Annotated in this window: 7 protein-coding genes and 1 pseudogene; 4 read left to right on the forward strand and 4 right to left on the reverse strand. The window is 72.1% G+C overall.

Annotation, left to right across the window (positions count from 1 at the left end):
* Window positions 1-871: 871 nt before the first annotated feature.
* Window positions 872-3601, forward strand: a complete 2730-nt coding sequence (locus AQJ11_RS27610; RefSeq protein ID WP_208616626.1) for a SpoIIE family protein phosphatase — start codon at window positions 872-874, stop codon at window positions 3599-3601.
* Between the two features lie 158 nt (window positions 3602-3759).
* Here AQJ11_RS27610 and acnA read toward each other — a convergent pair whose 3' ends face one another.
* Window positions 3760-6477, reverse strand: coding sequence for an aconitate hydratase AcnA (gene acnA / locus AQJ11_RS27615; RefSeq protein WP_014675622.1), 2718 nt, complete (start codon window positions 6475-6477; stop codon window positions 3760-3762).
* Between the two features lie 450 nt (window positions 6478-6927).
* Here acnA and AQJ11_RS27620 point away from each other — a divergent pair, with 450 nt between their 5' ends.
* Window positions 6928-8457, forward strand: coding sequence for a helix-turn-helix domain-containing protein (locus AQJ11_RS27620; RefSeq protein ID WP_014675621.1), 1530 nt, complete (start codon window positions 6928-6930; stop codon window positions 8455-8457).
* 348 nt (window positions 8458-8805) lie between these two features.
* Window positions 8806-8979: pseudogene (locus AQJ11_RS52750) on the forward strand (sodium:solute symporter); the annotation flags it as partial.
* Between the two features lie 210 nt (window positions 8980-9189).
* Here AQJ11_RS52750 and AQJ11_RS27625 read toward each other — a convergent pair.
* Window positions 9190-9789, reverse strand: a complete 600-nt coding sequence (locus AQJ11_RS27625) for a TetR/AcrR family transcriptional regulator (RefSeq protein ID WP_058082371.1) — start codon at window positions 9787-9789, stop codon at window positions 9190-9192.
* A 153-nt stretch (window positions 9790-9942) separates the two neighbouring features.
* Here AQJ11_RS27625 and AQJ11_RS27630 point away from each other — a divergent pair, with 153 nt between their 5' ends.
* Complete coding sequence (locus tag AQJ11_RS27630; protein ID WP_059264848.1) at window positions 9943-10593, forward strand: peroxiredoxin-like family protein; 651 nt, start codon at window positions 9943-9945, stop codon at window positions 10591-10593.
* A 215-nt stretch (window positions 10594-10808) separates the two neighbouring features.
* Here the strand turns inward: AQJ11_RS27630 and AQJ11_RS27635 are convergent, their stop codons facing one another.
* Both AQJ11_RS27635 and AQJ11_RS27640 read right to left on the reverse strand, forming a co-directional pair.
* Window positions 10809-11747, reverse strand: coding sequence for a sigma-70 family RNA polymerase sigma factor (locus AQJ11_RS27635; RefSeq protein ID WP_059264850.1), 939 nt, complete (start codon window positions 11745-11747; stop codon window positions 10809-10811).
* Between the two features lie 10 nt (window positions 11748-11757).
* On the reverse strand, window positions 11758-12948 hold the full coding sequence (locus AQJ11_RS27640; RefSeq protein WP_059264852.1) for an NAD(P)/FAD-dependent oxidoreductase: 1191 nt from the start codon (window positions 12946-12948) through the stop codon (window positions 11758-11760).
* Between the last annotated feature and the right edge of the window lie 12 nt (window positions 12949-12960).

Raw genomic sequence — 12960 nt, forward strand, 5'->3', positions numbered from 1 at the left:
GGCGGCGGACCGGTCCGCGGTGCCCCGTTGGGCGGGGGCGGGGGTACCGAACCAGGCAACGGCGACCGGGCCGTGGTGACCCCGGGGATGGGGGCGTACGCGGGGGCGACTGGGCCGCGGTGACCCCGGTGATGGGGGCGGCCCGAACGCGGGGGCGACCGTGCCGCGGTGACCGCTTTGGGCGGGGGTGGGGCGACCGAACCGGATGACGGTGACCGGGCCGCCGTGCCCTGAAGGGCGGGGCCGCCCGAACGCGGGGGCGTGCAGACGGGGCGGGCGGTTCGGAGGTGGGGCGGGGGTCCGGAGCGGGGCGGGCGGTGCCCGAGGCGAGGCGGGGCGGTGATCCGGAAGCGGGTGGACGACCCGGCTGACGGGCGACAGCGGGCCCGCCGTGTCCACCCGGGGCGAACCCCGCTCGGCCAACGGGCCGCTGATCCGGCGCTTTCCGCGCGTGCCCACCCGTCCGGCCACTGGCCGTGGTCCCGCCGTGGCCACCAGTCCGCGAGGCGGCCCGGCCGACGCGCCACCGCAGACCCGCCTCATCCGCCGCCCACAGCCTCGGCCCCGGCCCCGGCCCCGCCGACGCCACACGGGACCGCCGTAGCCATCCGAGGACCAACCCGCCGTCGCCCGCTCGACCAACGGAACCGCCGACCCGCCGCATCCCGCGCGTGCGCCCACCCGTCCGGCCACTGGCCGTGGTCCCGCCGTGGCCACCAGTCCGCGAGACCGGCCCGGCTGACGCACCACCGCAGACCCGCCTCACCCGCCGCCCACGGCCCCGCCCGGCCGCCCGCAGGCCGGAGGCCCCCGTGTCCATCTCGTGGACGGACCATAGCCACCCGGCGGAACGTGATGCTACAAATGCCGCATGTCGGACGCGTCTGTTCGATTCAGGCGCTTCTCATGGCGCACTGTGATCGACAAGAGCCCCCGCAGCGTCGCCGGACAGGTCTTCCTGCTCCAGGTGGCGCTGGTGATGCTGCTCGTGCTCTGCGCCGTCGTCGCCCTCGTGCTCCAGTCGAAACGGGACACCGGCACGGAGGCCAGGCGTCGGTCCATAGCCGTCGCGCAGACCTTCGCCCACGCCCCGGGCCTGCTGCGCGCCCTGAAGAGCCCCGACCCGTCCCGTGTCCTCCAACCGCTGACCGAGGCGGGACGCAGATCGGCGGGCGTGGACTTCATCGTGGTCATGGACACCCACGGCATCCGCTACACCCACCCCATACCCGCCCGGATCGGCGAGCGGTTCGTGGGCACCATAGGGCCGTCGCTGGCCGGGAAGGTGTACACCGAGAGCGTCCAGGGCCCGCTGGGCCACGAGGTCCAGGCCACCGTGCCCGTGGACGACGGCCACGGCAAGGTCGTCGCCCTCGTCTCCGCCGGGCTGAAGGTCAAGCACGTCACCAGCGAGCTGGACCGGCAGCTGCCGATCATCCTCGCCGCCGGGGGCGGCGCGCTCGTGGTGTCGACCGGCGGCACGGCCCTGGTCGGCCGCAGGCTGCGACGGCAGACCCACGGCCTCGGCCCGGACGAGATGACCCGCATGTACGAGCACCACGACGCGGTCCTGCACTCGGTGCGCGAGGGCGTCCTCATCATCGGCCCCGACGGCCGGCTGCTGCTCGCCAACGACGAGGCCCGGCGCCTGCTGGAGCTGCCCCCGGACGCCGAGGGCCGCACGGTGCGGGAGCTGCCGGAACTCGACCCGGCGACGGTGGAGCTGCTCGCCTCCGGGCGCGAGGCCAGCGACGAGGTGCACTTCGCCAAGGGGCGTCTGCTGGCGGTCAACCAGCGGCCCACGCAGTACGCGGGCGGCCCCCGGGGCACCGTCGTGACGCTCCGCGACTCCACTGAGCTCCAGGCGGTGTCCGGCCGGGCCGAGGCCGCCCGCGAGCGGCTGGAGCTGCTGTACGACGCGGGGCTGTGCATCGGCAGCACCCTGGACGTGGTCCGCACGGCCGACGAACTGGCGCGGGTCGCCGTCCCCCGGTTCGCCGACTTCGTCACCGTCGACCTGGCCGACGCCGTCCTGCACGGCGAGGAACCGGCGCCGACGGCGCACGACATCCGCCGGGTCGCCGTGAACGGCGTCCAGGACGACCACCCCCTCTACGAGCTGGGCCGGCTGATCGACTTCCTGCCCTCCACCCCGCAGGCGCGCGGCTACGGCGCCGGACGCTCCGAGCTGGTGACCGACCTGAGCAGGGCCGAGGGCTGGCAGGCGCAGGACCCCGAGCGGACCCGGCGGATCCTGGACTACGGCATCCACTCGCTCATCGCCGCCCCCATCCGGGCGCGCGGTGTCGTCCTGGGCATGGCCACCTTCTGGCGGTCCAAGCGGGAGCCCTTCGACGCGGAGGAGCTGACCTTGGCGGAGGAGCTGGTGGCCCGGGCCGCGGTCAGCATCGACAACGCCCGCCGGTATACCCGCGAGCACGCCCTCGCGGTCACCCTCCAGCGCAGTCTGCTGCCGCGGGCCCTGCCCGAGCAGAGCGCCCTCGACGTCGGCTACCGCTATCTGCCGGCGCAGTCCGGGGTGAGCGGGGACTGGTTCGACGTGATCCCGCTGTCGGGCGGCCGGGTGGCGCTGGCCGTCGGTGACGTGGTGGGGCACGGTCTGCACGCCGCCGCGACGATGGGCCGGCTGCGGACGGCGGTGCACAACTTCTCGACGCTCGACCTGCCGCCCGACGAGCTGCTCCAGCACGTGGACGACCTGGTCGGCCGCCTCGACCAGGAGGAGCCCTGCCCGGAGAAGTCCGGCGAGATCGTCGGCGCCACCTGCCTGTACGCGATCTACGACCCGGTGACGCGCCGCTGTGAGATGGCCCGGGCCGGGCATCTCGCGCCCGCGCTGGTCCTTCCCGACGGCAGCGTCACCTACCCCGATGTGCCGGCCGGGCCCCCGCTGGGCCTGGGCGGCCTGCCGTTCCAGACGGCCGAGCTGGAGCTGCCGGAGGGCAGCCAGCTCGTCCTGTACACCGACGGTCTGATCGAGGACCGCAGGCGCGACCTGGACGAGGGCATGGAGCTGCTGCGCCGGGCGCTGGCGGGGCACCCCGGCCGGTCGCCGGAGGAGAGCTGCCAGGCGGTGCTGGAGCGCCTGCTGCCCGAGCGCCCCGGTGACGACGTCGCCCTGCTCGTCGCGCGCACCCGGGCTCTGCCGGCCGACCGGGTCGCCGACTGGGACGTGCCGCGCGACCCGGCCGCCGTGTCGGGGATGCGCGGGACGGTCTCGGACAAGCTGGCCGAGTGGGGGCTGTCCGAGCTGGACTTCGCAACGGAGCTGGTGCTGAGCGAGCTGCTCACCAACGCCATCCGGTACGGCTCCGACCCGATCCATGTGCGCCTCATCCATGACCGCACGCTGATCTGCGAGGTGGCCGACGGCAGCAGCACCTCGCCGCATCTGCGGTACGCGGCGACGACCGACGAGGGCGGCCGGGGCCTGTTCCTGGTCTCCCAGCTGGCCGAGCGCTGGGGCACCCGCTACACGCCCCAGGGCAAGGTGATCTGGGCGGAGCTGTCGGCGCCGGACCTCTCGCGGCTGATCGGGGACTTCGCGGACCTGGAGGACCTCGGGGAGCTCGGGGACTGACGGTTCGGCCCGGGCCCTGCCGGGTGCCCCGGCGACCGCGCGGGAGCCGGAGGGAGCGGCGCGGGCAGGGTGCGCGCGGTCTCGCGGCCACGGGTACGGCGAAGGGCCGTACCCCCGCTGCCGGGGATACGGCCCTGAACGGCCGGGGCCGTTACCGCTTACTTGCGGATCAGGCTGCGCAGCACGTACTGCATGATGCCGCCGTTGCGGTAGTAGTCGGCCTCACCGGGGGTGTCGATGCGGACGACCGCGTCGAACTCGACACCGGTGTCGGTGGTGACCTTGACCGTGCGCGGCGTCCGGCCCTCGTTCAGCTCGGTGACGCCGGAGAAGGAGAAGGTCTCCTCACCGGTCAGGCCGAGGGACTGGGCCGAGGCGCCCTCCGGGAACTGGAGCGGGAGCACGCCCATGCCGATGAGGTTGGAGCGGTGGATGCGCTCGTAGGACTCGGCGATGACGGCCTTGACGCCGAGCAGCGCGGTGCCCTTGGCCGCCCAGTCGCGGGACGAGCCGGAGCCGTACTCCTTGCCGGCCAGGACGACCAGCGGGATGCCGGCGGCCTGGTAGTTCTGGGAGGCGTCGTAGATGAAGGAGACCGGGGCGCCTTCCTGCGTGAAGTCGCGGGTGTAGCCGCCCTCGGTGCCCGGCGCGATCTGGTTGCGCAGGCGGATGTTGGCGAAGGTACCGCGGATCATGACCTCGTGGTTGCCGCGGCGGGAGCCGTAGCTGTTGAAGTCGCGGCGCTCGACGCCGTGCTCCGTGAGGTACTTGCCGGCCGGGGTGTCGGCCTTGATGGCACCGGCCGGGGAGATGTGGTCGGTGGTGACCGAGTCGCCCAGCTTGGCGAGGACGCGGGCGCCGGAGATGTCCTCGACCGGGGCCGGCTCCATGCCCATGCCCTCGAAGTACGGGGGCTTGCGGACGTAGGTGGACTCCGGGTCCCACTCGAAGGTGTTGCCCGTCGGGACCGGCAGCGACTGCCACTGGGCGTCGCCGGCGAAGACGTCCTCGTAGGACTTGGCGAACATGTCCTCGCCGATGGCGTTGGCGACGACCTCGTTGACCTCGGCCTCGGTCGGCCAGATGTCCTTCAGGTAGACCGGGTTGCCGTCCTGGTCGGTGCCGAGGGCGTCCCGGGTGATGTCCACCTTCATGGAGCCCGCGATGGCGTACGCGACGACCAGCGGCGGGGACGCCAGGTAGTTCATCTTGACGTCGGGGTTGATGCGGCCCTCGAAGTTCCGGTTGCCGGAGAGGACCGAGGTGACCGCGAGGTCGTGGTCGTTGACGGCCTTGGAGACCTCCTCCGGCAGCGGGCCGGAGTTGCCGATGCAGGTGGTGCAGCCGTAGCCGACGAGGTTGAAGCCCAGCTTGTCCAGGTACGGCGTGAGGCCGGCCTTCTCGAAGTAGTCGGTGACGACCTTCGAACCCGGGGCGAGGGTGGACTTGACCCACGGCTTGCGGGTGAGGCCCTTCTCGACCGCCTTCTTGGCGACCAGGGCGGCGCCGATCATGACGTACGGGTTGGAGGTGTTGGTGCAGGAGGTGATGGCCGCGACCGTCACCGCACCGTGGTCCAGCTCGTAGGTGGTGCCATCGGCGGCGGTCACCGGGACCGGGTTGCTCGGGAAGCCGTTCGGGGCGACGGCCGGGGCGTCGGAGGCCGGGAAGGACTCCTTGCCCGCCTCGTCGATGTCGTCCACGTAGTTGCGGACGTCCAGCTTGAACTGCTCGGCGGCGTTCGCGAGGACGATGCGGTCCTGCGGGCGCTTCGGGCCGGCGATGGACGGGACGACGGTGGAGAGGTCCAGCTCCAGCTTCTCGGAGAAGTCGGGCTCGGCGGCCGGGTCCAGCCAGAGGCCCTGCTCCTTGGCGTAGGCCTCCACCAGGGCGACCTGCTGCGCGGAGCGGCCGGTCAGGCGCAGGTAGTTCAGGGTCTCGTCGTCGATCGGGAAGATCGCGGCGGTGGAGCCGAACTCCGGCGACATGTTGCCGATGGTGGCGCGGTTGGCGAGCGAGGTGGCGGCGACGCCCTCGCCGTAGAACTCGACGAACTTGCCGACGACGCCGTGCTTGCGCAGCATCTCGGTGATGGTGAGCACGAGGTCGGTGGCGGTGGTGCCGGGCTGGAGCTCACCGGTGAGCTTGAAGCCGACGACGCGCGGGATCAGCATGGAGACCGGCTGGCCGAGCATGGCGGCCTCGGCCTCGATGCCGCCGACGCCCCAGCCGAGGACACCGAGGCCGTTGACCATGGTGGTGTGCGAGTCGGTGCCGACCAGGGTGTCCGGGTAGGCCTTGCCGTCGCGGACCATCACGACACGGGCCAGGTGCTCGATGTTCACCTGGTGGACGATGCCGGTGCCCGGCGGGACGACCTTGAACTCGTCGAAGGCGGTCTGGCCCCAGCGCAGGAACTGGTAGCGCTCCTTGTTGCGGCCGTACTCCAGCTCGACGTTCTGCTTGAAGGCGTCGTTCGTGCCGAACTTGTCGGCGATGACGGAGTGGTCGATGACCAGCTCGGCCGGCGCCAGCGGGTTGATCTTGGCCGGGTCGCCGCCCAGCTCCTTCACGGCCTCACGCATCGTGGCGAGGTCCACGACACAGGGCACGCCGGTGAAGTCCTGCATGATCACGCGGGCCGGCGTGAACTGGATCTCCTGGGAGGGCTGGGCCTGGGAGTCCCAGGTGCCGAGGGCGCGGATGTGGTCGGCGGTGATGTTCGCGCCGTCCTCCGTGCGGAGCAGGTTCTCCAGCAGGACCTTGAGGCTGTACGGCAGGCGGGCCGAGCCCTCCACCTTGTCCAGCCGGAAGATCTCGTACGACTCGTCGCCCACCTGCAGCGTGCTGCGGGCGTCGAAGCTGTTCGCCGACACGACAGTCTCCTTCATTGATGTGCGCGTACCACCGTCAATCGTGCCGCCACGCCGGCTCGGCCGAACCAGTGAGGTCAGGCTAAGTTAGGCAAGCCTTACTGGAGTGGCGGCTACGGTGCGCCTCGGCAGATATCTCGATGTCGAGATAACTCTAGTACATGGGCGCGGCTCGGTCATGCCCGACCCGGCCCCGGGGCTCCGGTACGTCACCCGCCGCAGCGCGGTCGCGGCCCCCCCCCCCCCGGCCGGCGAGTCCCCGCCGACCGGGGCGCGCACCCGGCGAGCACGGTCGGCGCCGAACGGACACCCGGGTGACATCGGGGGATTTGTCACGATCTTTATGGGTACACAGCATGCGTTCGGCCCACCGGTCCTGACAGTCCGTCACCGGCGTCACCCGAATGGACCCCCTGACGGGCGCCATCTCATATCTGAGATAGCCTCAACCTCATGTCAGACGACTACCTCGTACGCATCGGCAAGCTCATCCGTGACGCCCGGCAACACCGGGGCTGGACACAGACGCAGCTCGCGGAGGCGCTCGGAACCAGCCAGAGCGCCGTCAACCGCATCGAGCGCGGCAACCAGAACATCAGCCTTGAGATGATCGCCCGAATCGGTGAAGCCCTGGACAGCGAGATCGTGTCGCTGGGCTACGCGGGTCCGATGCATCTGCGCGTGGTCGGCGGTCGCCGCCTGTCCGGCGCCATCGACGTCAAGACCAGCAAGAACGCGTGCGTGGCGCTGCTGTGCGCCTCGCTGCTGAACAAGGGGCGCACGGTGCTGCGCCGGGTGGCCCGGATCGAGGAGGTGTACCGCCTGCTGGAGGTGCTCAACTCCATCGGCGTGCGCACCCGCTGGATCAACGACGGTGTCGACCTCGAACTCGTCCCGCCCGCCGAGCTGGAGATGGACGCGATCGACGCGGAGGCCGCCGTCCGCACCCGCTCGATCATCATGTTCCTGGGCCCGCTGCTGCACCGCATGGACGGCTTCAAGCTGCCGTACGCCGGCGGCTGCGACCTGGGTACGCGGACCATCGAGCCGCACATGATCGCGCTGCGCCGGTTCGGCCTGGACATCGCGGCCACCGAGGGCCAGTACCACGCCCGGGTGGACCGCTCCGTCCGTCCCGACCGGCCGATCGTGCTGACCGAGCGCGGCGACACGGTGACCGAGAACGCGCTGCTGGCCGCCGCCCGGCACGACGGCGTCACGGTCATCCGCAACGCCTCCTCCAACTACATGGTCCAGGACCTGTGTTTCTTCCTGGAGGCGCTGGGCGTCAAGGTGGAGGGCATCGGCACCACCACGCTCACCGTGCACGGCGTGCCGAACATCGACGTGGACGTCGACTACTCCCCCTCCGAGGACCCGGTCGAGGCGATGAGCCTGCTGGCCGCCGCCGTGGTCACCGAGTCGGAGCTGACGGTGCGCCGGGTGCCGATCGAGTTCCTGGAGATCGAGCTGGCGGTCCTGGAGGAGATGGGCCTCGACCACGACCGGTCGCCGGAGTACTCCGCGGACAACGGCCGCACCCGCCTGGTCGACCTCACGGTCCGCCCCTCCAAGCTGGAGGCGCCGATCGACAAGATCCACCCGATGCCGTTCCCCGGCCTGAACATCGACAACGTCCCGTTCTTCGCGGCCATCGCCGCGTCGGCGCAGGGTCAGACCCTCATCCACGACTGGGTCTACGACAACCGGGCGATCTACCTGACCGACCTCAACCGCCTCGGCGGACGGCTCCAGTTGCTGGACCCGCACCGGGTGCTGGTCGAGGGCCCGACCCGCTGGCGCGCCGCCGAGATGATGTGCCCGCCGGCCCTGCGCCCCGCGGTGGTCGTGCTGCTGGCGATGATGGCGGCCGAGGGCACGTCGGTGCTGCGCAACGTGTACGTCATCAACCGCGGCTACGAGGACCTGGCCGAGCGCCTGAACTCGGTCGGGGCACAGATCGAGATCTTCCGGGACATCTGACCGGCAGATGCCGCCGCATCCCTCCGACCCGCGCTGATGCGGGTCGCGAGGGGGTGCGGCGGCACCTCTGGGACTTCTCCGGGACGTTGGGCCGGGAGCGGGCTGTTCCCGGCCGCTCGGGGTCATGGCGACGCGAAGACCGCGTCGATGGCGGAGCGGCCTCATGCACCCGCGCGGGGCGGAACGCAGCCGCGCGGGCGCACGATTCACCCCAGGGACGGCGGGTCCCCGGCTCCCCTGGCTCGCGCCGTACGGGGACTCGGCGGTGCGTGTACTTCCGGAGCGTGAACCCCGGGTCCGAGTGGCCGAGCCACCGGGCCGGGGAGACGACCGACTCGCCGGCCTCCCCCGGGCTGGTTCGCCGGCGCGTCCTTCGCGGCGATCGGCATGGGCGCGCTCGTCCCGGCGGCCATCATGTCCATCGCGGCCGCGAACCTCTTCACCTGCGACATCTGCGAGGACTTCGTCAAGCCGGACGCGGCGCCGGAGGAGGAGACCAAGCTCTCCGAGCTGGTGTCCCTGCGTTCGTGCCCAACGTCGCCGTGGCGTCGCCGTGGCGGTGGTCCTCACCTTCGCCCTGAAGGCGGCCAAGGCCCCCGAGGGCACCGACGCCACAGCCCCGGGGGAACTGCACAGCGGATGCGGCAGAACCCGAAGCCGTGTCAGCTTCCCCCTGAAGTCAGGGCACTTCGCCCGCCCCCGACCCCAGCCGAGAACTCGATCCCCGGATGCCTACGCCGTCGCCCTGACGCCGAGCGAGTCCAGGGCGGCGGCCACCGTCCTTCGCAGCGACGCGGCGTCGGCACCGGCACGCGAGCGCAAGTTGACCCCGTAGGCGAGCAGCGCCAGGAGATCCGCGGAAGCGCCGGGATCGGTCCCGGGGGCGAGCTGCCCCTGACGCTCGGCGGTGACCAGTGCCGCGTACATCGCCTCGCGCAGCTCCCGGTGGTGTTGGTCCAGGACGCCGCGCACCTCCGGATCACTGTTCTCGGCCCCGGCGTGCGCGTTGGAGACCATGCAGCCCCATTGGGCGTACTCGCCCGAGCAGCGCGCCTCGATCAGGCCGGCGAAGAACTCGGAGACGGCCGGCAGACCCCGCTCGTCCTCGGCCAGGCGCCGGAACACCGGCTGGGACCGCTGCTCCAGATAGCGGCGCAGCGCGGCGAGGTAGAGCTCCTGTTTCCCGCCGAACGTGGCGTACAGGCTGGAACGGTTGAGCCCGGTCGCGGTCACCACGTCCTGGATCCCGGTCGAGGCCACGCCCTGCCGCCAGAACAGCCGCACCACGGTCTCCAGGGTGGCATCCGGGTCGAAGTGCTTGATGTCCGGCACGTTTCACCTTGCCATCCTGAAATGAGGATTCCAAGATACTCCCCGTCCACCACGCCGCACGGCTGGCGCGGGGCCCCGCACATCCTTATCTTGGAACGAGCGTTTCAAGATTTTTGGGCTCGCTCCAGCCGTCAACCGGGAGGAATCAGCGCCATGACCACCCTGAACGCCGAACTGCGCACCTTCTACGAAGCGCGTCAGCAGCAGATCCCCGCCGAGATCCGGGAGATCATGCACCGGGCCGGCCAGGAACTCGCCGACTCCGGTCAGGCCGACCGGGCTCTGACCGCCGGTGCGCAGGCCCCGCGCTTCGGCCTCCCGTCCGCGACCGGGCAGACCCTGGCCCTGGACGACCTGCTCGCCGAGGGCCCGGTCGTGCTGACCTTCTACCGCGGCGCCTGGTGTCCGTACTGCAACATCGCCCTGCGCTCCCTCCAGCAGCACTACGAGGCCATCACCGCCCGCGGCGCCCGCCTGGTGGCCGTCTCCCCGCAGATCCCCGACGAGTCCCTCACTCTCACCGAGAAGCACGCCCTCGCCTTCGACGTCCTCAGCGACATCGGCTCCGACACCGCCAAGCAGTACGGCCTCGCCTTCGACCTCCCCGAGGACCTCGCCGCCGTCTACGACGAACTCGGCTTCGACCTCCAGCGCGTCAACGACGGCCATCCGCGCACGCTCCCGCTGCCCGCGACCTACGTCATCGACCGCGACGGCACGATCCGCTGGGCCTTCGTCAACACCGACTACACGACCCGCGCCGAACCGGCCGACATCCTCGCCGCCCTCGACGCAATGAGCTGATCGCGGGCAGCCGGTCCGGGCATCCCCCACTGACGACCGCGAACGCCCACACGGGGCCAGAGCTGTGACTGGGAAGGCTCAACGGTTGGGGGTTGCGGTCGCTCCACTCGACCCGGCGCCCGGTCTGCTCGGCGGGCCGGGGCGCCTTCCTGACGGACCGTGTGCAGGGCAGGGCGACCAGGGGTACCGGATTCGGTGGCTCCGGTCGGCTTCGGTCACCACGTGTCGATGACCGGTGAGTCGGGTGCGTGCCGCCGCCAGGTCTCGTTGAGGCGCGCGAGCCGGTCCGCGGCGGCGATGCCGCACAGGAACGCGACCCTGCCGTCGCCGACCTCGCACACCACGGCGCCCACGACCCGGTCGTCGAGCACGGCGAGGACGGCCGGGGAGCCGTTGACCGGCGCGATGTGGAACGCGGGCGAGCCGCCGGCCAGCCGCCGCTTCGCCGGCGTGGGCTTGAAGCCTGCCCGCACGAACACGGCGACGCGTTCGCGCGAGGTGTACCGCAGCAGCCGCCTGGCCAGGCCCGCGCCGTCCGAGACCGCCGTCACGTCGTTGGTCAGCAGCGCCACCAGCCGTTCGGTACGCCCCGACACGGCAGCGGCGAGGAACTCCTCGACGACCCTGCGCGCGGACGCGGGGTCCACCTCGCCGCCGCCGCGGCGCTCGGCGGCGACCCGGCGCCGGGCCCGGTGCACATGCTGCTGGCTCGCGGACTCGGTGATGTCGAGGATCCGCGCGATTTCGGCATGGCCGTAGGAGAAGGCTTCGCGCAGGACGTAGGCGGCCCGCTCGACCGGCGAGAGGCGCTCCATGAGGGTCAGTACGGCCAAGGACACCGATGCGCGCTGCTCGACGGTGTCGGCGGGGCCGAGCATCGGGTCGCCGGCGAGGAGCGGCTCGGGCAGCCAGGCACCGGCCGCGCGCTCGTGGCGGGCCTGTGCCGAGCGCAGCCGGTCGAGGCAGAGATTGGTGACGACCTTGGTCAGCCATGCCTCCGGCACCTCGATACGGTCCCGGTCCGCGGCCTGCCAGCGCAGGAACGTGTCCTGCACGGCGTCCTCGGCGTCGGCGGCCGAGCCGAGCAGACGGTAGGCGAGCGAGGCCAGCCGGGCCCGGCCGGCCTCGAACCGGTCAACGTCTGCGCTGTCCATGCCAAGCAGCCTATGCGGCGGCCCGCACAACGGCCCGCTCGGGCGCGGTGGCCAGGCGGCGCCTGCGCCGCGGCGTGCCGTAGGTCGGGTGGGCGATGCTCCACCCGGCCCCCCGGAGCACACCCGCCTTGAGCCGCGCGGCGGTCCGGCCGCCCAGGTACCAGGACGTCGACCGGGCGTCCCCGTCCACCATCTGGAAGATCGCGTCCCGCCGCCCGAGGCTGATGTGGTTGCCGTAGTACTTCAGCCCGACCGTCGGGACCTCACCGCCCGTCAGCCGCGCGATGATCGCGGCCGTTGCCTGCATGGCGGTGAAGCCGGCCGAGGCGCAGGACATCGGCAGCGGCCGGCCGTTGTCGCCGAGCGCGTAGGCGCAGTCACCGGCGGCGTAGACGTCCGGGTGCGAGACCGAGCGCATGCTGCGGTCGACGACGATCCGGCCGCTGCCGTCGACCTCCAGGCCGCTGGCCGCCGCGATGGGGTGTACGGCGAACCCGGCCGCCCACACGGTCACGTCGGCCGGGAGGGAGGTGCCGTCGGCGGCGATCGCCCGGGCCGGCTCGACGGCTTCGACGCGGGTGTGCTCGTGGACGGTGATGCCGAGCCGGTCGCAGGCCCGGCGCAGGTGGCGGCGGGCCTTCGGGGAGAGCCAAGCGCCCAGCTCACCGCGGGCGGCGAGCGCGACCGAGAGGTCGGGCCGTGACTCGGCGAACTCGGTGGCGGTCTCGATGCCGGTCAGTCCCTCACCGACGACCAGCACGGTGCCGCCCTCGCCCAGGCCGGCGAGGCGCTCGCGCAGACGCAGCGCAGCGGACCGGCCGGTCACGTCGAAGGCGTACTCGGCCGCGCCGGGGACGCCATGGTGGGCCACGGAGCTGCCGAGCGCGTGGAGGAGCGTGTCGTACGCGAGTTCGCCGTCGCCGTCCTCGCCGGTCACGGCGACGGTCCCGCGCTCGGGGTCGACGCCGGTGACGCGCGCGATACGCAGCCGCACCCCGGTGCCGGCGAACACGTCGGACAGCCGGCGGAACCTGAGGTCCTGGCCGATCGCGAGCTGGTGGAGCCGCATCCGCTCGACGAAGTCGGGCTCGGCGTTGACGACGGTGATCTCGGTGTCGGCGGGGGAGAGCCGGCGGGCCAGGTTTCCGGCGGCGAAGGCCCCGGCATATCCGGCGCCGAGTACGACGATGCGGTGCTTCATGGCGTTGCTCCT

The sequence above is a fragment of the Streptomyces corchorusii genome (assembly GCF_001514055.1).
GTDB lineage: Bacteria > Actinomycetota > Actinomycetes > Streptomycetales > Streptomycetaceae > Streptomyces > Streptomyces olivaceoviridis.

Coding starts and splice junctions, on each gene's coding strand:
- AQJ11_RS27610 (WP_208616626.1), top strand. CDS start 872: ATGTCGGACGCGTCTGTTCGATTCAGGCGCTTCTCATGGCGCACTGTG.
- AQJ11_RS27620 (WP_014675621.1), top strand. CDS start 6,928: ATGTCAGACGACTACCTCGTACGCATCGGCAAGCTCATCCGTGACGCC.
- AQJ11_RS27640 (WP_059264852.1), bottom strand. CDS start 12,948: ATGAAGCACCGCATCGTCGTACTCGGCGCCGGATATGCCGGGGCCTTC.
- AQJ11_RS27635 (WP_059264850.1), bottom strand. CDS start 11,747: ATGGACAGCGCAGACGTTGACCGGTTCGAGGCCGGCCGGGCCCGGCTG.
- AQJ11_RS27630 (WP_059264848.1), top strand. CDS start 9,943: ATGACCACCCTGAACGCCGAACTGCGCACCTTCTACGAAGCGCGTCAG.